This is a genomic window from Arthrobacter sp. 05N33_2 (genome assembly GCF_056397425.1).
Window position 1 is genome coordinate 392,610 of sequence record NZ_JBFTNJ010000001.1, and the last position, 25,407, is coordinate 418,016.

Here is a 25,407-nt window from a genome sequence, read left to right on the forward strand (position 1 = left end):
CGGGCGCTGGCCCGGGTTCGGCGCGCTACAGCTCGACCGTTCCGCTGTCGCCGACGCTCATCCGGCTGTTGGTCACCTTGGACTTGATCCACTGCAGCACGGTGGCCGCCGTGCCGCCCGGGCTGGTCCAGTACTCGGCGGAGTCCGAGTCGACGTGGAGCAGGACCACCTCAGGGGTGTCCGGCCCGTCCGGGAACCAGGCCTCCACCACCTGATTCCACATGTCGTGGATCAGTTGCCGGTCAGTGACCACTTCAGCGGTCCCGGCCACCGAAACCCACTCGGTGCGCTTGCCGAAGGAGACGTTCACCGCCGGGTTGGCGCGGATGTGGGCCACCTGAGAGGTGGTCGCCGACGTGAAAAACCACATGTCGCCGTCGTCCTTGACCTCCTGGACGGCCAGCGGCCGGCTGACGAGCGCGCCTGCTTCGTTGATGGTGGTGAACATTCCGATGTGCGAATCGTTGATGATGTCCGTGACCTTGCTGATGCTTTCGGCATCCGACATGCTCTCACCTCGTTCTGGTTCCAACGGAGGAAGGTCCCCCTCCGGACAGCCTATTGGTAAGTGTGCTTACTTTCCAACGGCTGCCGGCCGGAGACCTTCCCGGGACCTTCCCTGAACCGGCAGTGGACTCAGTGCCCGCGGGTCAGGACCTGGCCCCTGAAGAACTCGGGGCGGAGCTTGGCCATGACCAGCATGAGCACCACGCCCAGCAGGAGGACGCCCATGCCCAGGATGAAGACCAGCCCCACACCGCCGATCGACGACCCTGATCCGTACGCGGGATCCATGGAGTCGTAGGCGGTCTTGACGAACATGACCAGCAGGATGACGCCGCCCAGGAGTGGCGCGAGGAACTTGAAGAAGAAGGCCCTCGCTCCGCTGAACGCCTCGGCGCGGAAGAACCAGACACAGGCCAACGCGGTGATGCCGTAGTAGAAGCAGATCATCATGCCCAGGGCCGTGATGGTGTCCCACAGTGCGTTTTCCGACGTGGTCCGGGTGATGACATAGAACGCCGCGGCCGCGATGGCAGAGGCGATCGTGGCATAACTCGGCGACTTGTATGTGGGGCTGATCCTGCCGAACTTCTGCGGCAGCGCCCGGTAATGGCCCATGGACAGCAGGGTGCGCGCCGGCGAGACAAATGTGGACTGCAGAGACGCGGCGGAGCTGCTCAGGATAGCCAGGGACATCAGGATGGCGAACGGGCCCATTACCGGTCCCGCCAGAACGGCGAAGATGCTGCCCTGGTTCTCCGGGTTGCCGGTGCCCAGCCCCGTGTCGCCGACGCCGGCGTAGCTCAGCGTGGCCAGGGCAACCGTCATGTAGATGATCACGATGACCAGCACGGTGATCGTGGCGGCACGTCCCGGCGTTTTCTCCGGGTTCTTGGTCTCCTCGTTCATGGTCAGCGTGACGTCCCAGCCCCAGTAGATGAAGATGGACAGCGAAACGCCGGCGGCGAAGGCGGAGAAGGATCCCACGGCGAACGGGTTAAACCAGTCCGGGGAGATGGCCGTGGCGTCAAAGGCGGTTCCGTTGGCGACGTGGCTGAACGCTGAGATCGAGAACCAGGCGAGGACCAGCAACTGAAATCCCACGAGAACGTACTGGACGGTCTTGGTGGTTTCCATGCCGCGGTAGGAGATCCAGCACGCGAGGGCGATAAACACCAGTGTGGTCGCGATATTCAGCGGCAGGTTGGTGGTGAGGTCGGCGAGTTCGGGATTGCCGAAGATCTGCGCCAGCATGAGGTAGAAGAAGTCCACCGCTACGGCGGCCAGGTTCGAGAGCACGATGATGGTGGCGGCGATGAGTCCCCAGCCGCCCATCCAGCCAATCCAGGGGCCGAACGCCCGCGACGCCCAGGTGAAGGAGGTCCCGGCGTCGGGCATGGCGTTGTTCAGCTCCCGGTAGCCGAAGGCCACCAGCAGCATGGGGATAAAGCCCACCAGGAAGATCGCCGGCAGTTGCACGCCGACCTCGGCCACGGTGGGACCCAGGGCGGCCGTAAGGGTGTATGCCGGGGCGATACAGGAAATGCCGATGACGACGGCGCCAATGAGCCCCACCGATCCGGCTTTCAGGCCCTTCTCACTGAGTCCGTGCTGCTGTTCGGTGTGCTGTCCTGTCTGCTGTCCTGTCTGCGACGGCTTGGACATCGCATGGTCTGCGCTCATTGTTGTGCCTCTCGGGGGGTGTCACTCGACGCTGAATGATTGAGGTGCTTGAGTTCATAGTCGCTGGGGACCACGATCATCGGCACCGGCAGGGCGCGCAGAATGCGGCCCGCTGTGCTGCCGAGGAAGATGGACCGGCCCTTGGCAAGCCGGCTGGATCCGATCAACAGGACCTCGCCGTCTTCCCAGTCCAGGCGGTCCACGGCTTCCTCGATGCTGCGCCCGTGGGCGACGACGATTTCCGTCTTCGCCTCCACCTGGGCTTCCGTCTTGGCCTCCCCCGGGACCTCCGCCTTCGCCTCCCCCGGTACTGCCGGCCCGCCGGCAGCCAGTGCGTCGGCAAGGCACTTGGCCGCATACTCCCGGGCCGCGTCGGCTGAATCGGCCGCATCGCCGTCGAGGGCCAGAAGCGACACCACCCGCAGTGGCACGTCCCGGTTCGACGCCATGCCTAGGGCGAATTCGAGCAGCTTCTCCGCACCGGCCCGGGTTCCGAGCCCGCAACTGATCCGGGTCAGAGCCTCCTGGCGGTGATAGCCGTGCGGTGCCAGGGCCACCGGAACGGTCGAGGCGTGGAGCAATGCACTGGCCACCGACCCGATCGTGAACCGTTTGAAGAGTCCGGTGCTGGTGGCCCCGATGATGAGCATGTCCGCGCCCAATTCCTCGGCCGCCTCGATCAGTGCGTGCGCGTCGGAATCATGGCTGCGGATGTGTGCCTGCGCCGGGACACTGGATGGAACCAGCGCCAGGGCCTGGTCGAGCCACTCCTGGGCCTGCTCGGTGAGCAGATTTTCGAAGCCGGCCTTCGGCGCGAGGGCGTGCCCGGACTGCTGCACTTCGGGCACCACCAGCACAAGGTCCAGGCTCGCCCCCCGCCCGAGCGCCAGGGAGACGGCCAGATTGACCGCATCATGGCCCCTGGCATTGGCTGAATACCCCACTACGTAACGCATCTGGCCGCTCTCCTAACTGAACTGGACTGCATTCAACTGAATTGTTGGGATTCTCTACGAGGCGACGGACGCACGGTCCGCAGCAGCGACGATCCGGGCCGCCGTGAGCTGCCCTATCCGGACGGCGCCGTCAACATGCTGGTAGCCCTCGGCCGCAAGATCCGAGCAGGACCAATAGATCGGCCCGACCGGCGTCAGCTGGTCCTTGCCGTAGCGGTGCAGTCCGCCAAGGTCGTAGCTGGCGGCGTAAGCCCCCCGGGTCCATTCCTCCGAACCCCAGTCGGACTCGTAGTAAACCTCGGGATCCAGGGCCTTTTCGCCGAGGAAGGACGCAATCGACTCGAGGATGGCGCGGCGGCGGTCCTCCGCGCTGAGCTCGAACATGGCGTCGGCCTTCTCATCCGAGACAAAGCCCACCAGCGTGCCGCGCGGGTCCTCGTGGTTGGTGTTGTCGTAGACCTCCTGCACAATGGCGCCGGCGCCGAAGGCCGTTCCGGACAGGCCGTCTTCGCGCCAGAACGGGCTGCTATAGACGGCGTGGACCTTGATGACCAGGCCAAGTGACTGGTGCTGGTGCATCTGGTGCTGGCGGCGGGGCAACGGCGGGTTAAAGGACACCCGGGTGTAGAGGTTCGGCGGCACGGCCATAATGACGAAACGTGCGTTCACCGTGGCCCGGTCGGAGACGGCAGTGACACGGTAGCCTCCGCTCGCGTCATCGGCCCAGTTGATGGTGCGGACCGGGCTGCCGAGGACGACGTCGTCGCCCAGTTCCGCGGCCTGCAGCAGCGAAACCTGCTGCATCCCGCCGACAACCCGCTTGTCCAGGATGAAGTCCTCATCCGTGAGGTTGGTGAAGGACCCCGCCGAGGCAGCCATGAGGACGGCCTGCAGGGCGGAGAAGGCGTGGGCCGGTTTGGTCAGCATGCCGCCGGCGATGAACAGGCCGATGTTGTTGCAGGCTTCCTCATCTGTTGAGTTCTGCCGCAGCCAATGGTGAAAGGAGATGGTGTCCAGCTCGCGGGCCTTGGGGTGGGCCCACGGCTCCTCGGGAGCCATCTCCGCGGCCAGGGAGTCCAGCAGGGCCGTGAGCTTGTCCATTTCGACGGCGGTGGTTTCGCTGACCGGGAAGGTGTCACCGGTGTACAGGGTGCGCCTGCCGTCCGCGCCAATGTAGACGGATTCGCCGTCGCGGTAGCGGGAATAGGTCTGCAGTCCGAGCTCATCCAGGAGCCCCAGGAGCCCGGTCTGGTCCGGCGAAACCCACTGGCCGCCGATCTCGAGCATGGCCCCGTCAACCGTGTCGGTCCAGGTCCGGCCGCCCACGCGGTCCCGCGCCTCGAGCACCGCCACACTGAGTCCGGCCTTTCTCAGCTCGCGGGCGGCGGTCAAGCCCGACGGGCCGGCTCCTACGATGACGACGTCGCGGTCAAGTTCCAGCATGATGTTCCTCCCCGTGGCCGCTAGAGTGATGCGGACCACAAAATGAATGGCGTTCATTTAGAATGATAGACCTTCCACACGCTTCGGGGAAGACCCTCCGCCTAATGAATTTCGCCCGTAAAGTAGGGGCAGAACGGGCTCACCCCGAACCCGCCAGCCAAACTGAGAAGCCAAGCAGAGAAGAAAGGCCCGGAATGACGGCAGCAACCAGCGCCCCCGCCGATCCGCACGGCCCCGCAGCCAGGCCCCGCCGCCGCGCGGGACGGCCCGCCGCGGCAGTGCTGGACCAGAACGGCATCACCGTGGCGGCCCTGCAGCTGATTGGCAAGAGCGGCTACGACGGGTTCACCATGGCTGCCCTGGCGAGGACCCTCAACGTGGCTCCCTCGGCGCTGTACAACCATGTCTCGTCCAAACGGGACGTGCTGGTCCTCGTCCAGGACCACCTGACCTCGTTCGTGGACGTCACCGCCTTCGAGGCCAGGGACTGGGAACAGGCCGTGAGGGATTGGGCCTGGAGCTACCGCGATGTATTTTCCAAGCACACCCCGCTGATTCCCGTCATTGCCGTACTGCCCGTGACCGACGCGCCCAAGACACTGGCCATGTATGAGGCCGTCAGTGCCGGTTTCAGCCGCGCAGGCTTTCCGCAGGAGCGCATTGTCCCGGCCATTGTCGCGATCGAATCGTTCATCTTTGGCTCCGCCTACGACGTCACCGCACCCGCGGACATCTTCGATTCCGGCACCATGGCCGCGTCGACACCGCATTTCACCGCCGCCGTCCAGCGCCTGGCCGAGGAAGGCCATGAGAAACCGGCCGACGTCGCCTTCAAGCTGGGACTCGAGGCACTCCTCGCCGGGCTCGGGGCACTGCGGGCAGCCTAGCGGTCTTGCCGCGTGGTCCGCTGCTGCGGAGTTTCCCCACTTTTGACGGACCGGCGCCGCCACACACCGGTGTGTCGGCGCAACACGCCGGGCCAAGCCTTCGAATGTGGGGAAACCGGGAAACCCCGACGCCGGCTGCCCCCGTGCGGGTTAAACAAAAGAACCCCGGTCCAAGACCGGGGTTCTTTCGATTGCGTGCGCGAGGGGGGATTTGAACCCCCACGCCCTTTCGGACACTGGCACCTGAAGCCAGCGCGTCTGCCGTTCCGCCACTCGCGCGCAACTTCTTCCACTCGGATAGGGCCGGTTTCCCGGACCGCCAACCTCGTAAAAGCAGCGAGATCAAGCATAACGGACAATTGCCGGAAAACACCAATCGAGCCCCAGAGCCCCCTGAATGGGGTCGTTTGCCGGCCACGCTTGCCCCGCCGCCGGGCGTCAAGCGGGGACCCGCCGCGGCAGTCCCGGCGGCGGTGTCCGCGCACGTCAGGGCGCGGCGGGCACTCATTTTGACGTCGCCCCGGCGGCGTCCGTTGAGGCCATTCCCAGACACGCCCAGTAGTATCTGATGTAGGAGTGTCCGCTGAGCGCGGGCTCGCAAAAGTTGGAAACCGAGTTCCGGAACGAACGCTGCCCCGCAGCCAACAGGAAAGGAGAAGGACCATGGGATTGCTGGACAAAGTCGAGCGCGGCATCGAAAAGGCCGTCCGCGGAGTCTTCTCCACCGGTTCCCGCGCCCAGGTTGAGCCTGTCGAGATCGCGAGCCGCCTCCGCACCGAGGTGGACAACAAGGCCATCACGATCGCCGCGGGACGCACCCTGGCCCCTAACGTTTTTGACGTACTCCTCAGCAGCGAGGACTTCCAGCGCGCCCAGGAATGGGGCACACCGCTCGCGGAGGAACTGTGCGACGTCGTCATCAACCATGTCCGCAGCCAGGGCTACACCCTCCAGGGCCCGGTCCGGATCAGTTTCCGCCGCGATGAGGAGCACCGCGCCGGGAATTTCGACATCACCTCGCGGACCGAGAAAGCCTCCGCCCCTTCCGTCCCGGCGCAGCCTGGTATTCACGGCAACGTACCCGCGGCTCCAACACGCCAGCCGGCACAGCTTCAGCCTGTACTGGACATCGACGGCCAGCGCTATTCGCTGAACGCGCCCTCAATCGTCCTCGGACGGTCCTCCGAAGCAGACATCCTTATTGACGACACCGGCGTTTCGCGCCGCCACCTGGAAATCCGGACTGGGCCTGGTACGGCCCAGGCGATCGATCTCGGCTCCACGAACGGCAGCTACGTCAACGGCCAAAAGATCGTGGGCAGTTCGGATCTTGCTGACGGCGCCACGATCATGATGGGACGAACCAAAATCATCTTCCGCCTACTGCCCGCCCACCCAGGCGGCCACGCATGAGCGAATTGACCATCACGGCCCTGCGTTTCGGGTTCCTCATCCTCCTGTGGGTGCTGATCTTCAGCATTGTCTCGGCCATGCGCCGCGACCTGATGATCGGCCGCAAGGCGGCGGCCGGTGCCCCCACGGCACGCCAGGTGCGCAAGAATCCTTCCCTTGCCGAACCGCCGCCCGCCCCCGTCAAACAACAGGCCCGCCAGCTGATCGTGACCGAGGGACCGTTGAAGGGCACCACCATCGCCCTCGCGGCGAGCCCCATCCTCCTTGGCCGGGCACAGGAAGCCACCCTGGTCCTGGAGGACGACTACGCCTCGGGCCGCCATGCCCGCCTGTTCCCGCAGGGCAGCCGCTGGTTCATCGAGGACCTCGGCTCCACTAATGGCACATATCTGGCAGACCAGCAGCTGACCCGGGCCCTCCCGGTGGAGCTGGGCGTCCCCGTGAGAATCGGCAAGACGGTCATCGAATTGAGGCCGTAGCCGTGGCTGCCCCGGAATTTCCCGCAGACAGGGCCGAAGGCAAGCCAACTGCCCCGAAGCGGCCGCTCATCATGCGCTACGCCGCGCGGTCAGACGTCGGCCGCATACGCGCCAAGAATGACGACTCCGCCTACGTCGGCCGGCACCTCGCCGTCGTTGCCGACGGCATGGGTGGCCATGCCGGCGGCGACGTCGCCTCCGCCGCGACCGTCCTGGACATGATCCACCTGGACCATGACGACTACGACGGCGACGCCGGCACCGTGCTCGCCGACGAAATCCAGACGGCCAACTCCCTGCTGTCCGAACTGGTGCACATGAATCCCAAGCTCGCCGGGATGGGCACCACGGTCACGGCCCTGCTCCTCGCCGAAGGAAAGCTCCACTTCGCCCACATCGGCGACTCCCGGGCCTACCGGCTGCGCGACGGCGAGTTCGAACAGGTCAGTGTCGACCACACCTTTGTCCAGCGGCTCATCGATGAGGGCAGGCTCCGCCCCGAAGAGGCCGAAACGCATCCGCACAAGAACGTCCTCATGCGCGTGCTGGGCGACGTCGATGCCAGCCCGGAGCTGGATCTTGACACACTGGCAGTCCAGGCCGGGGAACGATGGCTGCTCTGCTCGGACGGCTTGAACTATGTGGCCGGCCACGTCGTGGAGCGCACCGTCCGGGAGACGAAGGACCTGGGCGAATGCGCCGAACTGCTGGTTGAACTCACGCTGGAGGCCGGCGCCCCGGACAACGTGACCGTGGTGGTACTCGACATCGCCGAGCCGACACGCGATGACGTCCGGACCGCCGCCGTCGACGTCGTACCCGCGCCCGCAGCGGCCGCCGGGACGTCAGCGCCCGCCGCCCCGGCCGGACCCCTGGCCGGCAGCACCGTTGGTGCCGCGAAAACCCCCGGCGAGTCCGTAAAGAAGGACAACTCCGCCCAGGACACCGGGCCCGCCGCGCTGGCCGCCGCGGCAGGAGCCTCGGGGCCGCCGGCCGACCCGGCCCCAGGGTCCCCGGCCGACGGCACATCGCCGGCCGCATCCACACAGAAGGCCGCCGAGGGCAAGGAACCCGAGACCACCACCGACCCGCATCTGGGCGAACACCTCTCGGCCGAAGTCCTGCGGGAAGAACTCTCCATGCGCCCGCACGAACTTGTCGGGGCCGCCGCCGCTGCAGCGGAATCAGGGTCCATTCCTTCCATCGCCGGACGCACCGTGGCCCGGCGCGCGGCCACGGTCCTCACGCACAAGTCCGAACAGGACCGCGAGGAGGCAGACGACTTCAGGCCCGCCGGACGGCCGCGCCGGTGGCTTACCGTATCCATTGCCGCCGCGATCGTCGCGCTGCTGGCCGTCGGACTCTGGCTTGGCTACGCCTGGACCCAGACGCGCTACTACATCGGCGAACACGATCAGCATGTGGCCATCTTCAACGGCGTCTCCCAGCGTCTCGGGCCCATCCAGCTTTCCACTCTCGAAGCGGTAACCGATATCAAGATGTCCGACCTTCCCGAATTTTCGCAGCAGCGGGTGCGCCAGACTGTGCCCGCCCGCGACCTCTACGACGCGCAGCGGATCGTCAAAAACCTGGAACGCACCGGCACGACCGCCCCGGCCGATGAATGCCTCACCCCGTCCCCCGCAGCGACGGCCGCCGGTGCCACCCCCTCCCCCGGGACCACGGCCAAGCCGGGCTCCACGGCGTCGCCAAGTGCCACAGCCTCCCCTGGAGCGGCGGCCAAGCCGTCGCCATCCGCCACCCCGACTACGAATTGCGAGGGGGCCAAATGACACCCATCGACCCCGTGCCCAGGCCACGACGAAACGTGGAGCTTGTCCTCCTGGTCCTCGCCCTCGCCGTAGGGATTGGTGCCCAGGCACTCGTGGGCGTGGACCGGCAAAAAGCGTTTGACACCGACTTCTGGTTCCAGTCCGGACTCCTGGCGTTGGCCGCCCTCGCCTTCCATGTGGTGCTGCGGCTCCGCGCAAAATATGCCGACCCGGTAATACTTCCGCTCGTGGTCGCCCTTAACGGGCTGGGCCTGGCCATGATCCACCGGCTGGACAGGGTGGGCGAAGACACCGGCAACAACCAGCTGCGCTGGACCCTGGTGGCCATGGCGGTCGCGATCGCGGTCATTTGGTTCCTCAAGGACCACCGGATCCTGCGCCGCTTCACCTATATCTCCCTGGCCATCAGCGCCGTGCTCCTCATCCTGCCGCTGGTTCCCGGCGTCTCCGCCGGAGAGGTCCTGGGTGCCAGCGTCTGGATCAAGATCGGTTCCATGACCTTCCAGCCGGGTGAAATCGCCAAGATCACGCTGGCCATCTTCTTTGCCGGCTATCTGTCGTCGAACCGGGACCTCATCCTGCTGGCGGGCCGCAAGATCGGCCCGGTGCAGTTCCCGCGGTTCAAGGACATGGGCCCCATGATCACCGCCTGGCTCGTGAGCATCGGCGTGCTGGTCTTCCAGCGTGACCTGGGATCCTCGATCCTGTTCTTCGGCCTGTTCCTCGTCATGATCTACGTCGCCACGAGCCGCATCAGCTGGGTGATCATCGGCCTCGTGCTGATTGCCGTCGGCGGCGTCGTCGCTGCCCGCGTGTTCTCGCACGTGGCCCTGCGGATCGACGGCTGGCTCAACGCGTTCACCGATGAGGTCTACGGCCGGCAGTTCGGCGGCAGCCTCCAAATTGTCGAGGGCCTGTTCGGCATGGCCAACGGCGGCCTGGTCGGCACCGGCCTCGGCCAGGGCCGGCCCAACCTCGTCCCCTTCGCCAACAGCGACATGATCATCGCCTCCTTTGGTGAGGAACTGGGCCTGATCGGCGTCTTCGCGATCGTCCTGATGTACCTGCTGCTGTTCACCCGGGGCTTCCGTGCCGCGCTGGGCACCCGTGACGCGTTCGGCAAACTGCTCGCCACCGGGCTCTCCTTCGCGATCGCGCTGCAGTGCTTTGTGGTGATCGGCGGCGTGACGCGCCTGATCCCCCTGACCGGACTTACGACGCCGTTCCTCGCCGCCGGCGGGTCCTCGCTCCTGGCGAACTGGATCATTGTGGGTCTGCTGCTCATGATTTCGCACTCTGCGCGCGGCCCGGTGGATACAACGCCGTTGCCGCCCGGCCAGGAACCCGGTGCGCGCAAGAACTTCCCCGTGCTGCCTGCCAAACCGGCGCCGGATCCCCGTAACAGTCCCGACGCACCCACCGAGGCGGTGAAACAGCTGTGAACCAGGCCATCCGCAATTCATGGATTGCCGCCATCGCGATGTTCGTGCTGATCTTCGGCGCGCTCAGCTATGTGCAGGTGGTTGGCGCCGACGAGCTTAAGGCCAACGCCTGGAACAGGCGCGCCATCCTGCAGAACTACTGCAACGACCGCGGTGCGATCATTGTCGGCGGCACCCCGGTGGCAGAGTCCGTGCCCGCCACGGAAAGCTGCAAATTCCAGCGGACCTACTCCCAGCCCGAGCTCTACGCGGGCGTCACCGGCTACTTCTCCAAGAACTACGGCCTCACCGGACTCGAGAAGTCCATGAACGATGTCCTGGCCGGCAGCTCGGACCAGCAGTTCCTGGACCGGGTGGGCCAGTTGTTCCTCGGCAACCAGCCCAAGGGCGCGTCCGTGGAGCTGACCCTGGACCCCAAGCTCCAGAAGCTGGCGTACGACCTCATCCCGGACGGCATTCGCGGGCACATCGTGGTCACCAACCCGAAGACCGGCGCGGTCCTGGCCATGGTGTCCAAACCGTCCTATGACCCCAACCTGATTGCCACCCAGGACGCTGCCGCCGAACAGGCCAACTACACCGAGCTGAACCAGGTCCCCGGGATCAACCTGAACCAGAACGTCTCTGGACCCACGGGCGAGCTGCTGGCACCGGGATCGGTGTTCAAGCTCATCGACACCTCTGCGGCGCTGAAATCGGGCAAGTACAACAAGGACAGCGACCTGCCCAACCCGGCCGAGATGTCCTTCCCCGGCATCGACTACAAGCTGCCCAACTACGCGGGCGGCAACTGCTACACGCGCACGACGGCGTCGTTCGCGTTTGCCCTGCAGCAGTCCTGCAACACACCGTTCGCCAGCATCGCCCTGGACCTGAAGCAGAAAGCCATCGCGGACGAGGCGGAGAAATTCGGCTTCGGCCAGGACTTCGGCGACCAGCTCAAGCTCGACAGTGCCCCAAGCTTCTTCCCGACCGAACCGCTGGACGACGCCGGGCTGGCGCAGTCCTCGATCGGCCAGCGCGACGTCCGCGCCACGCCGCTGCAGATCAACACCATGACGGCGGCGATCGCCAACGACGGAGTGCAGATGCAGCCGAACCTGATCAAGGCCGTACGCGCCCCCGACCTGCGGACGATCAACGAACCGAAACCCCAGGCCCTGCGCACCGCCACGACTCCGGAGATCGCACGGCAGATCAACGAGTGGATGGTCAGCGTTGTCGACGACGGCATCGCACACCGTGCGGCCGTGCCCGGTGTCCAGGTGGCCGGCAAGACCGGTACCGCGGAACTCGGCAACGGCCTGAACAATTCTTGGTTTACCGGGTTTGCCCCGGCAAATGACCCGCAAGTGGCCGTCACCATCGTCATGGAAGGCGTAGACATCACCACTGGCGCAAACCTAACCAGTCCGAACGCGAAGAAGATTTTTGAGGCGGTGTTGAATAAGTGAGGCCTACTTCGGGAATCACCCTCGGCGGCAGATTCCAGCTGACCACGCGCATTGCGATCGGCGGCATGGGAGAAGTCTGGAAAGCCAAAGACCTGATCCTTGGCCGCATCGTCGCCATCAAGGTGCTCAAGGAGGAATACACGGGCGACCCCGGTTTCCTGCAGCGCTTCCGCGCCGAGGCACGCCATACCGCCCTGCTGAACCACGTGGGCATCGCCAACGTCTTCGATTACGGCGAGGAAGAGGGTTCCGCCTACCTGGTCATGGAACTGGTTCCGGGCCAGCCGCTGAGCAGCATCATCGAGCACGAACAAGTGCTTTCCCCGGACCGCACCCTTTCGATGATCGCCCAGACGGCGCGGGCCCTGGCAGTCGCCCACGCCCAGGGCCTCGTGCACCGCGACATCAAGCCGGGGAACCTGCTCATCACCCCCGACGGCCGCGTCAAGGTCACCGACTTCGGCATCGCGCGCCTGGCCGACCAGGTTCCGCTGACCCAGACCGGCCAGGTGATGGGCACCGCCCAGTACCTGGCGCCCGAACAGGCCACGGGGCAGACTGCCACCGGAGCCTCGGACATCTACTCCCTCGGCGTCATCGGCTACGAGTGCCTCACGGGCCACCGGCCGTTCTCCGGGGAATCCCAGATCGCCATCGCGCTGGCCCAGGTCAACGATGCGCCTCCGCCCCTGCCGGACACACTGCCCAGACCCGTCCGCGCCCTGCTGATGTCCATGCTGGCCAAGGATCCGAAGAACCGCCCGGCCGACGCCATCAAGCTGTCCGAGGCGGCCGAGGCCATCCGCAACGGTGATATCGCCGCCGCACACGCAGCCGTACCGGGCATGCTGCTTTTCGAGGCAGCCACCGGGCCCATCACGGCCCCCGTCGACGTCCCCACAGCGGCCACCAGCGTCATTGGCTCCAGCGCCGCAGAGGACAAGTCGACGTCGGCGACGTCCGCGCTGCCCGTAGTGGGCGCCGCCGGTGCAGGTGCAGCCGCGGGCCTGGCAGCAGGCGCTGCCGCAGCCAGCGGCTACGGCGCCCGCAACGCTCTCAACCGCGCCGATGCCCTGGCGGCCGAGCGAAGCTGGGTGCAGGAAGAGGAGGAAGAAGACTACGACGAGCCGGAGGAGGAGCCGAAGCGCCGCGGACGCAGCCCGTGGACGTGGCCGCTGATTGCGCTGATCCTGCTGGTGGTGTTCGCCCTGGTCGGTGTGGTCCTGAGCCAGGCCGGCAGCCTCTTCCCCTCGCAGGGTCCGGCCACGAGCAGTGCCACGTCCAGCATCGCGAAACCGAGCAGTGCCACGCCGTCGGCGTCCTCGGCTTCCCCGACCGAGACCCCCACCCCCACGCCCAGCTCCGCGACACCCACCGAATCCACCCCGGCCGCGGTCAACCTGATCCCGGACGCCTACCTCGGGCGGCCGTACAACGATGTCCGCAATGAGCTGATCGGCAAGGGGCTGCAAGTCACTGGTGTCGAGGTCGTCAACGACGCGACGCCAGGCACCGTCACCAACATCGATCCCTCCGGTGCGGTCCAGCCCGGCACCACCATCACGGTCAGCTACTCCAAGGGCCCGGAAATGGTCGACGTCCCGTCCATCAAGGCGGGCGCCAGCGAGGCTGAAGTCCAGCAGGCAATCCAGGACGCCGGGCTGCGCTGGGCCAAGGGAGCCGACGTCAGTCCCACAAACAAGAAGGAAGATCCGGGCACTTTCGTGAGCTCGCAGCCTCCTTCCGGGTCCAAAGTGACCGCGGGAAGCGTCGTGACCTACCACCTCGCCAAGGCCACGGCCGCATCCCCTTCACCTTCAGCTACCAAGTCCGGACCCTAAACGATCATGAGCAATACACCCCGCACTCCGTCGCACAGGGAGGAACGCCCGGCGAACACGCAGCGCGTCCTCAGCGGGCGCTATGAGCTGGGTGAGCTGATCGGCCGTGGCGGCATGGCGGATGTTTTCCGCGGCCTCGATACCCGGCTGGGACGTACCGTGGCCGTCAAGCTGCTGCGCCCGGACCTGGCCCGGGATCCGCAGTTCCAGGCCCGCTTCAAGCGCGAGGCCCAGGCTGTCGCGGCACTCAACCACCCCTCGATCGTGGCTGTCTTCGACACCGGGGACCACGCGGTCCCCGGTGACCACGACGACAGCGTCCGGGTGCCCTACATCGTGATGGAGTTCGTTTCCGGCAAGACCATCCGCGACATGGTGCGGGCCAAGGACGTCACCATCGACCAGGCGATCGACTTCACCCTGGGCGTGCTGTCCGCGCTCGATTACAGCCACAAGGCCGGGATCGTGCACCGCGACATCAAGCCGGCCAACGTGATGTTTTGCCCCGATTCAAACAGCGTCAAGGTCATGGACTTCGGAATCGCCCGCGCCATTGCGGATTCGTCCGCTACCATGACACAGACGCAGGCCGTCGTCGGCACGGCGCAGTACCTGTCCCCGGAACAGGCGCGGGGCGAAGCCGTCGACGCGCGCAGCGACCTGTACTCCGCCGGATGCCTTCTCTACGAGATGCTGACCGGCCGGCCGCCCTTCATCGGCGACAGCCCCGTCTCCGTGGCCTACCAGCACGTTCGCGAGATCCCCGAGCCCGCCAGCAGCCTCAATCCCGAAGTCTCCGCCGCGCTGGACAGCGTGTTGATGAAGGCCCTGCAGAAGAACCGCGCCGACCGTTTCCAGGACGCCGCCGCCTTCCGCCGCGCCCTGCGGGCCGCGCGCAGCGGCGTTCCGGTGACGGCGCCGTCCGCCAGCGAGGCCCCCACCGACCCCACCAACGAGGTTCCCCGGCACGACCCCCTGGCGCCCACGGCAGCTTTCTCCCTGACCGGCGCCAAGTTCCTCGACGATTCCCCCGGCGGCCGGCTGCGGCCCGCCGAAGAAATACCCGACGACGAGGAAGTGCTGCAGCCGGCTGGCACCGAACTCTATGGCATTGCGGACACCGGCAGCCTGCCACTGGCACTGCCGGTCGAACGCGAGCACACCCCGCGCCAGAAGACGCGCCGCCGCACCTGGATCGCGACGCTCGTGGTCCTCACACTGCTGGTGCTGGCCGGCGGCGGCCTGTGGCTGTACAACCTCATGAATCAGGCCCCGCCGCAGGCAACCAAGGTACTGGTTCCCACGGTGACGTCCCTGACGGAATCAGAGGCCCTGCAAAGGCTGTACAATGCAGGTTTCAAGCCACAGCTCCAACGGCTGCAGCACGAGAGCATTCCCAAAGGCACCGCGATTGGCACCGTGCCGACGTCGGGGAGTTCCATGGACGCCAACTCGGACATCATCCTCAACATCTCCGAGGGCCCCAGCGCGATCACCATCCCGACGGACCTGCCCGGCCGGACCGAGGCGGCAGCCCGCGATCTTCTCCACCAAACGGGGCTGACTGGCGCCCTCACCACCAAGATGTCCAACAACCCCACGGTTCCGGTCGGCATTGTCATCACCACCAACCCGGCCCCCGGCCAGATTGTGGCCGTGGCGGACGCGGTCGAAATCGTCGTCTCCACCGGCAAGGTGGCTGTGCCGCAGCTGATCGGGCTGCCGCTGGCGGAGGCGGAGGCGAAACTGAAGGAACAGGGCCTGGTGCTCAAGGCCACCGAGGTGGAGAACTCCCAGGTGGCTCCGGGCAAGGTGACAGGCCAGGCCGATGCCGCGGATTCGCTCGTCGAACAGGGCAAGACCATTACCGTGACCGTGGCGAAGGCACCGGCGCCGCCGCCGCCCCCGCCGTCGCCCACACCGACGCCGACCAAGAGCGCGTCCAAAGAGGACGCGGCCCTGGGCGGACTGTTCCCCTAACCCGGTCGGGAAAAACCTAAGGTGCCGGCTACCGCCGCGCCCGCGCTTTCAGTGCCTGCCGGGTCAGTGTTTGATGAGCGGGCTCAGGTCCGCTGCCCGTTCGGCAGCGCCCGCCATGCCCAGTGACTCCAGCCAGTTGCCGAGCATCTGGTAGCCGCCTTCGGTCAGGACGGATTCCGGGTGGAACTGGACGCCGCACAGCGGGGCGGTGCGGTGCTGCAGGCCCATCACCACACCGGTGCCCGTTTCCGCGGTGATCTCCAGGACCTCCGGGATGCTCTCGCGGACAGCGGCCAGCGAATGGTAGCGGGTGGCCGTGAGGGGCGACGGGAGCCCCGCAAAGACGCTGGTTCCATGGTGTTCGACGAGGGAAGTCTTGCCGTGCATCAGTTCGGGAGCGTGCGTCACGGTTCCGCCGTAGGCCTCCGCCAGCGCCTGGTGCCCCAGGCAGACACCCAGCATGGGCTTGTCGTAGCTGCCGCACCACTTGATCAGCTCAATGCAGACGCCGGCCCCGGCTGGATTCCCCGGACCGGGAGAGATAAGGACCCCGTCCCGCGCCTCGGCCATTTCGATCGCCTCGGCGAGCGTGACGTCGTCGTTGCGGACTACGGTGGTCTCCGCACCGAGCTCCTGGAGATAGCCGACCAGGGTGTAGACAAAGCTGTCGTAGTTGTCTACGACCAGGATCTTCGTTGTGCTCATGGGTGCCTTGCCGAACCAATCGTTGAATCTGTTAACTGGGTGAATTGCGCCAGCCAGGGAAAAAGGAACTGAACCATCAATACCAGTGCTCCGGCCGCCAGCACCAGCGCGGTCGCAATCCTGAGCCACAAGGGCCCGGGAAGGCGGCGGAAAAGCCAGCCATACATTCGTCAGCCTTCCCCGGCCGCGCGGGCCGCCCGGGAAATTTCAGCCGGCGGTCCAGCCGAAAGGGACTGCCACCGCTCCAGCAGGGCGTAGGCCACAAAGCGTTCCTCGGAGCCAAACCGCGGGTTGCAGCTCGTCATGGTCAGGTAGCTCTCTGTCGGCGCGGCGCCCGGCCGCATCGGCACCGGCAACAGCACATCGGTCCGCGAGGGGAGGACTGTCTGGCTGTTCCGGAACACGTAGACATAGTAGCCCTCACGGGTCTGGACGTAGATCCGGTCCCCGGGCACCAGGGCGTCGATATGGTCCAGGACGGCGCCGTGGGTCTGCCGGTGCCCTGCCAGGGCGAAGTTTCCCGCAGCCCCTGGCATGGCCGTGCCCTGATAGTGCCCGATGCCCAGCGTGTCCAACACCGCCGGAGTGGTTCCCTGAACGATTGGACGCGTGTATCCGGCGCCGAAACGGGGAACATACAGGATGCCGATGGTCGCGCCCTCGGCCGGTTCGGGCGCGACGGCGGGATCCGGGGCAACAGCCGACGGCAGAGGCGGCGCTGCGGGAGCGGCTGTTCCAATCCCGCGGGCAAAGTCGTGCACCGCCTCGCGCTGCCGGGCGTCGGAGGCCACATTCGTCCACCACAACTGCCAGGCTACAAAGAGCAGGACAATGACGCCCACGGTCAGGAGCAGCTCGCCCGCGACGTGGATGGAGCGCAGGAGCAGCCCGCGGCGGCTGCGCGCCGTCCGGCCGGATTCCTGCTCCAACTCCAGCACTGCGGGTTCTCCTCCAGGACGGTTGCGCGGGTCCACGGCGTGGCCGGAACTACAGCTAGAATTGTGCGACACAAGAATTCAAGCTCGACCAAGAGCACGTTGGCCGGCGGGGGCTCGCTTCCTGCAGGATACCAAGCCACGTTGGCCGCTCTTGTTCCAGCCCGCCAAGGAGGATCAGTGCCCGAGTCGAAGCCGCGTAAAAGGACTGCCCGTGTGGCCCCGCAGACTTCTGCCGCGGAGGCCTACAAGCCCAATCCGGTCTGGTTCAAGCCCGTCATGTTTGGCCTGATGATCATTGGCCTGCTGTGGATCATCACGTTCTACATCACAGAGGGCGCCTTCCCGGTTCAGGCTTGGGGCTCGTTGAACATCGTCGCCGGCTTCGGAATCGCGATCATCGGCTTCCTGATGACCACACGCTGGCGTTCCTGACACCAGGCCCGCGCGGCGCAGATCCCTGACGGGCCGGTACACACAGTGTGCCGGCCCGTCGCCGTTAACCCACAGCACTAGTCCCGGCCCAGCGAAGGAATCCAGATGACCCCGGCAGTAAACGGCTCGACCATTGGCGACGACGGACTGGCGCGGCCGGCGTGGGCCGCCGTGGATCCCATGCTGCGCGAGTATTACGACTCCGAATGGGGCATGCCCGTCCGGGACGAACAGGGCCTCTACGAACGCATCAGCCTCGAGGGATTCCAGGCGGGGCTTTCATGGGCGACAATCCTGCGCAAGCGGCCCTCTTTCCGCGCGGCTTTCAAGGAGTTCGACCCGGAACTGGTGGCGCGCTTCACGGACGCCGATGTGGAGCGGCTCATGCTCGATGCCGGGATCGTCCGGAACCGGCTGAAGATCCAGGCAACCATCACCAATGCCCGCGCTACTCTGGCGTTGAGGGACGACGGCGGCCTGGCTGACTTCGTATGGGCGTTCCAGCCGCCCGCCACACCCCGGCCGAACTCCCTGGATGAGGTCCCCACCACCTCGGCCGAGTCCGTCGCGCTCTCCAAGGCGCTGCGCAAGAAGGGCTTCGCCTTCGTGGGGCCCACCACGATGTTCGCGCTCATGGAGGCCATCGGAATGGTGGACACCCATCTGCTGGACAGCCACCGGCGCGGGTCATCGGGCGTCTGGCCACATTGACCCGGCGGCGACCCGGCGAGGTCCCGCCTCATTATCCACAGCTGTGCACAAGTCTGGGGAAACTTATCCACACTGTTCATAAGTTTCCGGGTCTTCATGCGGTTCAGTCGGGTTCCGAGGCCACAGCGGGGCGCAAAGCCACTTTTGAGATCCCCGGCCTGCCCTGAATTACACGGCTGTAAGTTATTAACAGTGTGGATTTCCTGTGGACAAGTTCCCTGATCCCGGCAACAGGCCGCGGATGGCACCGCCGTCCCGCCGCACGGCCGCCGCACGGCCGGCTCACGGCAGCCTCGGTGCCGCCTCGGGGCAGGCCGGCCTCCCGACATTGTGGCCCGTCCCGACCACAGCTGCACCGGACGAGTTATCCACTTAATAACAGCCCACTACCCACAAGTTATCCACAGCTGGGGATAACAGGCGGCGCATCGGAGCCGCAACCCCCTCTGCCGGGCCATGAGCCGGGTTAAATCCCGCGGATGCTCAGACCATCAAGTTATTAACACTGTGAATAACCCTGTTGAAACACACACCGCGGCCGTCCCACGGCCCGTCGCGACCTGCCGCCGCCGCGCGCGGGCCCTGTGGGGGCGACGGCGCTGGGAGAACGTCGGGGAGACGCGGCGCCGCCTGGAGGTCCTGAGGCACCGGTCCCTGGTGTGCCCGTGGCACCGTTCTGTGGAGTACTCCCTGGGGTGCCCGCGGCGCAGGGCCGGAACAGGGCTGGTGCCGCCCGGCGCCAGGCAACAGGGCCTGGGCGGGCACAGTTGTCCACTTACTCACAGGGCAACCCACAGAAGTTATCCACAGGTGTGGAGATCGGGTCGGCAGCATCGCCTGCAAGCTGGATAATCGCCAGCCCGGGCGGTCAGAACCGGGTCGTCACAGTGAACTACACGCTTGTAAGTTATTAACAATGTGGATAACCGCTGTGGAAAACTCTCGGATCCGCACCTGTGATTTCAGGTTCGGGGCGCGGCCCGGGTGTACAGGGGGAAAGATCCACAAAGCGGAGGGAACAGCCAAGGAACACCAGCGAGGGAAACACTGGAAAAGAGTGAAGGGGCCGGGCGTTCAATTCCGGCCGGTTACGGCCGATTGCGGCCGGGGACTTCGGCAGGAGCGGGCTAAGCGCCGGCGCCGGCCATCCGCACGACGGACACGGCGATCACCAAGGCCAGGACCACCGCGAGGCCGATGGCCTGCAGCAGGGTCTGCCGCGGGCCGCGGGGGGTGTAGGCAATCACGGCGGCGCTCAGGGCGCCGGTGACGAGGCCGCCAAGATGGGCCTGCCAGGCGATCTGCGGGACCATGAAGCCGATGACGCCGTTGATGGCAATCAGGACCAGGAGCTGGCGGACTTCACCGCCGCGCTGGCGCTGGACCACCAGCAGGGCGCCAAACAGGCCGAAGATGGCGCCGGAGGCGCCGACGAGGCCCACCGGGCCGTTCACCGGATACACCGGGGTCAGCAGGAGGAAGCCGACGGAGCCTCCGACGGCCGAGAGCAGGTAGATGGCCAGGAAGCGGGCGTGGCCCAGCAGCGGCTCAAGGATCTGGCCGAATATCCACAGCGTGTACATGTTCAGGACGATGTGGAGCAGGAATCCCTGCGAGTGCAGGAACGCCGAGGTGAGCATCCGCCACGGTTCAACGCCGGTCAGGGCGGGAGCGTAGGCCAGTTGCTGGTAAATCCCGTCGTTGGGGACTATCCACTGCAGCGCATAGACAAGGGCACACAGCGCGATGATCACGTAAGTGACCACGGGTTTGCCGGCGGTCACAGCGCCGCCGTAGACGGTCCTGACGGCCGGCGTCGTGCGCTTGGTTTCGTTGACACAGTCAACGCATTGGAATCCGACGGCGGCCGCCCGCTGGCAGTCGGGGCACGCAGGGCGCCCGCACCGCTGGCAACGCACATAGGCGGGCCGGTCCGGGTGCCTGGGGCATACCGGGACCTCTGCGGACGGCTCTGCCGCCGGAATTCCGTAGCTCATGGTGGTGGGTTAGAGCTTTTCGATGTCAATGCTGTTAATGGTGACATCCTCGACGGGGCGGTCGCCCATGCCGGTGCGGACGCCTTCGATCGCGTCGACGACCTTCTTGGATTCGTCGTCGGCGACCTCACCGAAGATGCTGTGCTTGCCCTGCAGCCAGCCGGTGGGGATGGTGGTGATGAAGAACTGCGAGCCGTTGGTGCCGCGGCCCATCTGGACGCCGGCGTTGGCCATGGCCAGCTTGTACGGCTCGTTGAAAGTCAGTTCCGGGTGGATCTCATCGTCGAACTTGTAGCCCGGTCCACCGGTGCCGCGGCCCAGGGGATCGCCGGCCTGGATCATGAAGTCCTTGATGATGCGGTGGAAGATGGTGCCGTTGTAGAGCGGCGTGCCGGTCTTGTCCTCGCCCGTTTCCGGGTGGGTCCAGGCCTTCTCACCGGTGGCCAGCCCGACGAAGTTGTCGACGGTCTTCGGCGCGTGGTTGCCAAAGAGGTTGACGACGATGTCGCCGAGGCTCGTGTGGATAGTGGCTTTTGCGGTTGCGTTGGCAGTCATAGGGCCCATTCTTCCATGACGGCTACGCCCGCATGGGGCCGCACAGTCAGTTCCGCGCTGGGTGAAATCCACTGGAAATCGGCCTGAAGAATAGCCGGTGCGTTCCTAGACACGTAGGCTAACAGCAGAACCGTCACATTAATCGGGAGGTAGTTGTGAAGAAAACGGATCGTATTGCCCGTGACTTGGAGCAGTCAGTCAGCACCGGAGTAGACAGCGCCAAGGATTGGGCGGCCCCGCGGGTTGAGGCTGCCGTGAACTGGGCTGTTCCCCGCCTGCAGCACGGACTGGACACCGCCTCTCCCAAGATCCAGGAGGGCCTCAAGTCGGCGGCCCACAATCTGGCCGGCGGCGTTGCCACTGTCACTCCCCGCCTTCAGGATGGCCTGGCCCAGCTGGCGCCGAGGATCCACGATGCCGCGGACAGCGCGACCCCGCGCCTGCACGAAGCTGTGGACAAGGCAGCCCCGGTCATCGCCAATGCACGCGACCGGGTAGTTGTCGAGTACCTGCCCAGGCTTTCCGACCAGATCGGGCAGGCTTCCGTGGCCGTCCACCGCACGTTGGAAAACGCCCCGGCCCACGTGGACGCCGTCGCACAGAAGCTTGTTGATTCCGGTGTTGTCACCGGCGTCCAGACGCAGGCCCAGGCCGTCAAGGGACACGCCAAAAAGGCAGGCAAGAACGCCAGCAAGAACATCAAGGCGGCCGCCAATGAGGTCACCAAGACGGCTAATGCCAAGCTCGCCAAGCAGCAGAAGCCCAAGCACCGCGGCCTGCTGATCTTCGGCATCATCGCTGCCGCCGTTGCAGCCGGTGTCGCCGCCTGGCGGGCGTCCAGGCCGGTGGAGGACCCCTGGAAGGTACCGACGCCGGTAAAGCCCGCCCCCACGGCCGCCCCGGCCGGCGAATCGCTGAAGGACGCCGCCGACAAGGCCGGTTCCGCGACTGTAGCGGCAGCGGACTCCGCGGCTGAGGCATCCAAGGAGGCTTCCGATTCCGCAGCCACCGCGGCGGACAAAGCCACGGAAACGGCCAAGGACGCCGCCGGCAACGCCGCTGAGGCCGCCGACAAGGTTGCCACCGACGCCAAAACGGCCGTACGCAACATCGCGGCCAGCCTGAACAACGGCGCAGACAAGCCCGGCAAGTAGAACCTGGCCGGCACAGGCCGGCTGAGTCGAGACCCTGCGCCGGGCAGTCCCGCTGCCGGCAGGTGACCTGCACTCTCCCAAGGAGGGATTCCGCCACGGTGCGGGATCCCTCCTTTTGTTTGACGCGGCCTCCGCAGGCACGTCACGGTCCGGCTTGAAATGCCAGGCTAGATGCTAAATTTGTGGTGATGTCACCCCATAGATCACCCCAGGATGCCTTGCTCCTTGCTTCGCCGCCGGCTGTGTCTATCGTCATCCCGGCGTACAACGAGGAAAGCGTCATCCGGCAGTGTCTGATCGCCGCGGTTTACCAGTCGGTGCCCGCTCACGAAATCATTGTGGTGGACAACCTGTCCAAGGACCGCACGGCGGAAATCGTGCGGCAGATGCAGCTGGAGTATCCGGAGAGCCCGATCATCCTGCTCAGCCAGGACCGCGACCAGGGGCTCATCCCCACACGCAATTTCGGTTTGGACCACGCCACGGGCGATATCCTCGGCCGGATCGACGCCGATTCCGTGCTGGAACCGGACTGGGTGGAGCAGGTGCAGAAGGCCTTCGCCGACGAGTCTGTGCACGCTGCGACCGGTCCGGTGGTCTATTACGACATGCCCATGCGCCGGTTCGGGCTCAAGGCCGACGACAAAATGCGCCAACTGATGCTCAGGCTTGCCAAGCACCAGTATCACTTCCTCTTCGGGTCCAACATGGCAATGCGCCGCTCGGCCTGGGAGACCATCCGCACAGAAGCCTGCCGCGACGAGCGGGACGAGATGCACGAGGACATCGATCTGTCGCTGCACCTGGCCGATCACGAGCTCCGGATCCAGTACTGGCCGCAGATGATCTCGGGCATGTCGGCCCGGCGACTGGAGGACTCGCCGCGGGATTACCGCTACTACGTGACGCGCTTTGACCGCACCTACAAGGCCCACAACGTCAAGAAGATGGCACTGAAGGCGCCCATGGTGGTCTTCTTCTCGGTCTACTTCCCGGCGAAACTGCTCCGTGCCATCCACACGGTAAACGTTCCCCAGCCGGCCCGCCGCGGCGGCCAATAGCGGCCAATGACGGCGGCCACGCGGCCACCGGGAGATGCGGCCGCCGGGAGCGGCCTAGTCGGTGCCGAGCTCCGCCAGCCGCTCTTCACCGGCTCCCTCGCCCGTTCTCCGGGCGGAGCGTGAGCCTCGCTGCCCCAGGACCACGACGGCGAGCCCCACCAGGATCATCGCCAGCCCCGCGTAGGTTCCGGCCGGCAGCGTCTCGTCCAGGAAGGCTGCGGCCAGGAGCGCCGCTCCGGGGATTTCCAGCAGGATGATCATGGACACCAGCAGCGGGCTCATGGTCGCCAGCAGATAGTTGAACGCGGTGTGCCCCACCAGCTGTGCGCACACGGTAATGGCGAGGATCCCCAGCCAGCCGGTGGCTTCGAACCCTGCCAGCGGCTGTCCAGCCAACAGCGCCATCCCCGCCACAATCGCGGCGCACATGCCGTAGCACAGGGTCGTATAGACGCCGGTGCCCATGCTCTGCCGCGCCTTGCCTCCGGCGAGCGTGTAGATGCCCGCCAGGGCGCCGCCGGCGACGGCCAGGAGATCGCCCACAAGCGCCTCGGGCGAGGAACCCATATCAAAACCGGTGATTGTCACGACACCGCCGAAGGCGAGCCCCAGCCCTACCAGGACCGGCCAGCGGAACCGGACTCCCCGGAAGAGTTGGAAGATCGCGATCCAGCCTGACTGAAGGCACACCAGCGCCGTCGCCGCCGCGACCGACGTCAGCTGCAGGGAGGTAATGAAGCACGCGAAGTGCAGGGCCAGGGCCACCGCCGCGGCGAGCGACCAGCGGAACTCGGCTCCGGTCACCTTTCCGAACTGACGGGGGTTGCGGACCACAACCGGACCGGCCATCACGACTGCTCCAATGGCGTTGCGCCAGAAAGCGATGGCGAGGGCACTGACCGACGTGGCGCCCAGCGTGGCGGCAATGAGGGGCCCCGACGAGGCCACACCCAGCACGCCTACGGCCGCAAGTAAGAAGTTCACGCTCCAACACTAATGGGACGGACAGCAGGGGCCCTTACGGCCGCTGCTCCTTGACGGGTGCATACCGCGGTGCCAATCTTAAGGCGCGGTCTCACGTTCCGGTCTCGCCATCATCGAAGAAGGAGACCATCATGGCGTCAATGATCCGCAAGAGCCTGGACGATCCCGAAGAGACGCGCCCCGTTGCCGAGGGCATGGGTCAGGTGGATCTCGTCAACCTCGAGGCCGGCCCGGTTGGACGGGCCACCTTCCTTCCGGGCTGGAAATGGTCAGACCACGTCAAGCCGATCGCCAAAACTGACAGCTGCATGGCCAGCCATACCGGCTACACGATTTCCGGCCGCATCAAAGTCGTCATGGACGACGGCGAAGAACTCGAATTCGGGCCCGGCGACTTCGGTGTGATTCCGCCGGGCCACGACGCCTGGGTCCTCGGCGACGAGCCCTACGTGTATATCGACTGGCAAGGGATGGCGGACTACGCCAAGCCGAAGGAGTGAGTGGGGAAGGCATGAAAAAAGCCCCGGACAGCGTTTCCGCTGTCCGGGGCTTTTCCTATGGTGGAGGCACGGGGACTCGAACCCCGAACCCCCTGCTTGCAAAGCAGGTGCGCTACCAATTGCGCCATGCCCCCATAAGAAGCAACCAGACAATCATACCCTAGGTCCGGAGAGCCGGTTTCCAGCTTCCATCCCCAGATTCCGGGCTAGTCAACCGTATCGGTTGAATTGCTCCAGACCACTTTCCGGGCTTCGGATTCCTGCACTTTCCTGTAGAGGAGGACGCCTGCGACCGTGGCTGCGATAACCAGCAACTTCTTCACATGCACCCCGTTCCGGTTCTGTCATGGACGAACCTTCACTAACCTCTGCCAGAACCAGTACAGGTTCCGTGGGCGTACCAGGACTTGAACCTGGGACCTCTTCGTTATCAGCGAAGCGCTCTAACCGCCTGAGCTATACGCCCCGATGCCTCATCGGGCCGAGATATGACTG

Annotated in this window: 23 protein-coding genes and 3 tRNA genes; 13 read left to right on the forward strand and 13 right to left on the reverse strand. The window is 65.9% G+C overall.

The features are described from left to right. Positions 1-25: 25 nt before the first annotated feature. The 4 genes from AC1DHX_RS01835 to AC1DHX_RS01850 all read right to left on the reverse strand — a co-directional run bounded on the left by AC1DHX_RS01835 (position 26) and on the right by AC1DHX_RS01850 (position 4,586). Positions 26-508: a pyridoxamine 5'-phosphate oxidase family protein gene (locus tag AC1DHX_RS01835; protein ID WP_018775641.1), complete on the reverse strand. Its 483-nt coding sequence runs from the start codon at positions 506-508 to the stop codon at positions 26-28. Between the two features lie 128 nt (positions 509-636). Beyond that, positions 637-2,169, reverse strand: a complete 1,533-nt coding sequence (locus tag AC1DHX_RS01840) for an APC family permease (RefSeq protein WP_476850727.1) — start codon at positions 2,167-2,169, stop codon at positions 637-639. 14 nt (positions 2,170-2,183) lie between these two features. Continuing rightward, complete coding sequence (locus tag AC1DHX_RS01845; protein WP_459383496.1) at positions 2,184-3,143, reverse strand: universal stress protein; 960 nt, start codon at positions 3,141-3,143, stop codon at positions 2,184-2,186. Positions 3,144-3,197: 54 nt separating this feature from the next. Beyond that, complete coding sequence (locus tag AC1DHX_RS01850; RefSeq protein ID WP_476859652.1) at positions 3,198-4,586, reverse strand: flavin monoamine oxidase family protein; 1,389 nt, start codon at positions 4,584-4,586, stop codon at positions 3,198-3,200. A gap of 194 nt (positions 4,587-4,780) precedes the next feature. Here AC1DHX_RS01850 and AC1DHX_RS01855 point away from each other — a divergent pair, with 194 nt between their 5' ends. Next, positions 4,781-5,473 (forward strand): TetR/AcrR family transcriptional regulator, encoded by a 693-nt coding sequence (locus AC1DHX_RS01855; RefSeq protein WP_476859651.1) that lies wholly within the window; start codon positions 4,781-4,783, stop codon positions 5,471-5,473. Between the two features lie 196 nt (positions 5,474-5,669). Here AC1DHX_RS01855 and AC1DHX_RS01860 read toward each other — a convergent pair. Next, positions 5,670-5,752 (reverse strand) — tRNA-Leu (locus tag AC1DHX_RS01860). A 384-nt stretch (positions 5,753-6,136) separates the two neighbouring features. Between AC1DHX_RS01860 and AC1DHX_RS01865 the strand changes: the two genes are divergently transcribed. Genes AC1DHX_RS01865 through pknB form a run of 7 tightly spaced genes read left to right on the forward strand, consistent with a single transcriptional unit; the run spans position 6,137 to position 15,875 of the window. Beyond that, positions 6,137-6,886, forward strand: coding sequence for an FhaA domain-containing protein (locus AC1DHX_RS01865; protein WP_223914854.1), 750 nt, complete (start codon positions 6,137-6,139; stop codon positions 6,884-6,886). Beyond that, positions 6,883-7,365, forward strand: a complete 483-nt coding sequence (locus AC1DHX_RS01870) for an FHA domain-containing protein FhaB/FipA (protein ID WP_018775647.1) — start codon at positions 6,883-6,885, stop codon at positions 7,363-7,365. The genes AC1DHX_RS01865 and AC1DHX_RS01870 overlap by 4 nt, the downstream gene beginning before the upstream one ends. Positions 7,366-7,367: 2 nt before the next feature. Next, the gene (locus AC1DHX_RS01875) at positions 7,368-9,158 is read left to right on the forward strand and encodes a PP2C family protein-serine/threonine phosphatase (RefSeq protein WP_476859650.1); all 1,791 of its coding nucleotides are present in this window, start codon (positions 7,368-7,370) and stop codon (positions 9,156-9,158) included. Beyond that, positions 9,155-10,600 (forward strand): FtsW/RodA/SpoVE family cell cycle protein, encoded by a 1,446-nt coding sequence (locus AC1DHX_RS01880; protein WP_476850716.1) that lies wholly within the window; start codon positions 9,155-9,157, stop codon positions 10,598-10,600. Before AC1DHX_RS01875 ends, AC1DHX_RS01880 begins: the two co-directional genes overlap by 4 nt. Continuing rightward, positions 10,597-12,054: a peptidoglycan D,D-transpeptidase FtsI family protein gene (locus tag AC1DHX_RS01885; RefSeq protein WP_476850715.1), complete on the forward strand. Its 1,458-nt coding sequence runs from the start codon at positions 10,597-10,599 to the stop codon at positions 12,052-12,054. The genes AC1DHX_RS01880 and AC1DHX_RS01885 overlap by 4 nt, the downstream gene beginning before the upstream one ends. Beyond that, positions 12,051-13,895 (forward strand): protein kinase domain-containing protein, encoded by a 1,845-nt coding sequence (locus AC1DHX_RS01890; protein ID WP_476850714.1) that lies wholly within the window; start codon positions 12,051-12,053, stop codon positions 13,893-13,895. Before AC1DHX_RS01885 ends, AC1DHX_RS01890 begins: the two co-directional genes overlap by 4 nt. A 6-nt stretch (positions 13,896-13,901) precedes the next feature. Next, the gene (pknB, locus tag AC1DHX_RS01895; protein WP_476859649.1) at positions 13,902-15,875 is read left to right on the forward strand and encodes a Stk1 family PASTA domain-containing Ser/Thr kinase; all 1,974 of its coding nucleotides are present in this window, start codon (positions 13,902-13,904) and stop codon (positions 15,873-15,875) included. A gap of 63 nt (positions 15,876-15,938) precedes the next feature. Here pknB and AC1DHX_RS01900 read toward each other — a convergent pair whose 3' ends face one another. Together AC1DHX_RS01900 and AC1DHX_RS01905 are read right to left on the reverse strand one after the other, a co-directional pair. Continuing rightward, the gene (locus AC1DHX_RS01900) at positions 15,939-16,580 is read right to left on the reverse strand and encodes an anthranilate synthase component II (RefSeq protein ID WP_476856755.1); all 642 of its coding nucleotides are present in this window, start codon (positions 16,578-16,580) and stop codon (positions 15,939-15,941) included. 170 nt (positions 16,581-16,750) lie between these two features. Next, positions 16,751-17,518, reverse strand: a complete 768-nt coding sequence (locus tag AC1DHX_RS01905) for a class E sortase (RefSeq protein ID WP_476859648.1) — start codon at positions 17,516-17,518, stop codon at positions 16,751-16,753. Between the two features lie 177 nt (positions 17,519-17,695). Here AC1DHX_RS01905 and AC1DHX_RS01910 point away from each other — a divergent pair, with 177 nt between their 5' ends. Beyond that, positions 17,696-17,950 (forward strand): cell division protein CrgA, encoded by a 255-nt coding sequence (locus tag AC1DHX_RS01910; RefSeq protein WP_028278234.1) that lies wholly within the window; start codon positions 17,696-17,698, stop codon positions 17,948-17,950. A gap of 105 nt (positions 17,951-18,055) precedes the next feature. Beyond that, positions 18,056-18,661: a DNA-3-methyladenine glycosylase I gene (locus tag AC1DHX_RS01915; protein ID WP_476859647.1), complete on the forward strand. Its 606-nt coding sequence runs from the start codon at positions 18,056-18,058 to the stop codon at positions 18,659-18,661. Between the two features lie 1,127 nt (positions 18,662-19,788). Here AC1DHX_RS01915 and AC1DHX_RS01920 read toward each other — a convergent pair. Then, positions 19,789-20,658 carry a rhomboid family intramembrane serine protease gene (locus AC1DHX_RS01920; RefSeq protein WP_028278236.1) on the reverse strand — a complete coding sequence of 290 codons (870 nt, stop codon included), beginning with the start codon at positions 20,656-20,658 and terminating at the stop codon, positions 19,789-19,791. A gap of 9 nt (positions 20,659-20,667) precedes the next feature. After that, positions 20,668-21,213 (reverse strand): peptidylprolyl isomerase, encoded by a 546-nt coding sequence (locus AC1DHX_RS01925; RefSeq protein ID WP_026538031.1) that lies wholly within the window; start codon positions 21,211-21,213, stop codon positions 20,668-20,670. Between the two features lie 155 nt (positions 21,214-21,368). Here AC1DHX_RS01925 and AC1DHX_RS01930 point away from each other — a divergent pair, with 155 nt between their 5' ends. Then, positions 21,369-22,367, forward strand: a complete 999-nt coding sequence (locus tag AC1DHX_RS01930; protein WP_230011606.1) for a hypothetical protein — start codon at positions 21,369-21,371, stop codon at positions 22,365-22,367. A 188-nt stretch (positions 22,368-22,555) separates the two neighbouring features. Continuing rightward, positions 22,556-23,428, forward strand: a complete 873-nt coding sequence (locus tag AC1DHX_RS01935; RefSeq protein ID WP_476859646.1) for a glycosyltransferase family 2 protein — start codon at positions 22,556-22,558, stop codon at positions 23,426-23,428. A 54-nt stretch (positions 23,429-23,482) separates the two neighbouring features. Here AC1DHX_RS01935 and AC1DHX_RS01940 read toward each other — a convergent pair whose 3' ends face one another. Further along, positions 23,483-24,412, reverse strand: coding sequence for a DMT family transporter (locus AC1DHX_RS01940; RefSeq protein ID WP_476850708.1), 930 nt, complete (start codon positions 24,410-24,412; stop codon positions 23,483-23,485). A gap of 131 nt (positions 24,413-24,543) precedes the next feature. On the opposite strand from AC1DHX_RS01940, the gene AC1DHX_RS01945 reads away from it, so the two are divergent. Continuing rightward, entirely contained in the window at positions 24,544-24,912 is a 369-nt protein-coding gene (locus AC1DHX_RS01945; protein WP_230006371.1) for a cupin domain-containing protein, read from the forward strand. 58 nt (positions 24,913-24,970) lie between these two features. On the opposite strand, the gene AC1DHX_RS01950 is transcribed toward AC1DHX_RS01945, so the two are convergent. The 3 genes from AC1DHX_RS01950 to AC1DHX_RS01960 all read right to left on the reverse strand — a co-directional run bounded on the left by AC1DHX_RS01950 (position 24,971) and on the right by AC1DHX_RS01960 (position 25,378). Then, positions 24,971-25,046: transfer RNA gene (locus tag AC1DHX_RS01950), tRNA-Ala, on the reverse strand. A 72-nt stretch (positions 25,047-25,118) separates the two neighbouring features. Beyond that, positions 25,119-25,241 (reverse strand): DLW-39 family protein, encoded by a 123-nt coding sequence (locus tag AC1DHX_RS01955; RefSeq protein ID WP_308288829.1) that lies wholly within the window; start codon positions 25,239-25,241, stop codon positions 25,119-25,121. Between the two features lie 63 nt (positions 25,242-25,304). Next, positions 25,305-25,378, reverse strand: a tRNA-Ile gene (locus AC1DHX_RS01960). Positions 25,379-25,407 lie beyond the last annotated feature (29 nt).

Excerpts from the sequence above, each read along its gene's own strand:
- AC1DHX_RS01865 (WP_223914854.1), top strand. The coding sequence starts at position 6,137 with ATGGGATTGCTGGACAAAGTCGAGCGCGGCATCGAAAAGGCCGTCCGC.
- AC1DHX_RS01870 (WP_018775647.1), top strand. The coding sequence starts at position 6,883 with ATGAGCGAATTGACCATCACGGCCCTGCGTTTCGGGTTCCTCATCCTC.
- AC1DHX_RS01840 (WP_476850727.1), bottom strand. The coding sequence starts at position 2,169 with ATGTCCAAGCCGTCGCAGACAGGACAGCAGACAGGACAGCACACCGAA.
- AC1DHX_RS01880 (WP_476850716.1), top strand. The coding sequence starts at position 9,155 with ATGACACCCATCGACCCCGTGCCCAGGCCACGACGAAACGTGGAGCTT.
- AC1DHX_RS01845 (WP_459383496.1), bottom strand. The coding sequence starts at position 3,143 with ATGCGTTACGTAGTGGGGTATTCAGCCAATGCCAGGGGCCATGATGCG.
- AC1DHX_RS01920 (WP_028278236.1), bottom strand. The coding sequence starts at position 20,658 with ATGAGCTACGGAATTCCGGCGGCAGAGCCGTCCGCAGAGGTCCCGGTA.
- AC1DHX_RS01850 (WP_476859652.1), bottom strand. The coding sequence starts at position 4,586 with ATGCTGGAACTTGACCGCGACGTCGTCATCGTAGGAGCCGGCCCGTCG.
- AC1DHX_RS01915 (WP_476859647.1), top strand. The coding sequence starts at position 18,056 with ATGACCCCGGCAGTAAACGGCTCGACCATTGGCGACGACGGACTGGCG.
- AC1DHX_RS01900 (WP_476856755.1), bottom strand. The coding sequence starts at position 16,580 with ATGAGCACAACGAAGATCCTGGTCGTAGACAACTACGACAGCTTTGTC.
- AC1DHX_RS01945 (WP_230006371.1), top strand. The coding sequence starts at position 24,544 with ATGGCGTCAATGATCCGCAAGAGCCTGGACGATCCCGAAGAGACGCGC.
- pknB (WP_476859649.1), top strand. The coding sequence starts at position 13,902 with ATGAGCAATACACCCCGCACTCCGTCGCACAGGGAGGAACGCCCGGCG.
- AC1DHX_RS01855 (WP_476859651.1), top strand. The coding sequence starts at position 4,781 with ATGACGGCAGCAACCAGCGCCCCCGCCGATCCGCACGGCCCCGCAGCC.
- AC1DHX_RS01925 (WP_026538031.1), bottom strand. The coding sequence starts at position 21,213 with ATGACTGCCAACGCAACCGCAAAAGCCACTATCCACACGAGCCTCGGC.
- AC1DHX_RS01835 (WP_018775641.1), bottom strand. The coding sequence starts at position 508 with ATGTCGGATGCCGAAAGCATCAGCAAGGTCACGGACATCATCAACGAT.
- AC1DHX_RS01935 (WP_476859646.1), top strand. The coding sequence starts at position 22,556 with ATGTCACCCCATAGATCACCCCAGGATGCCTTGCTCCTTGCTTCGCCG.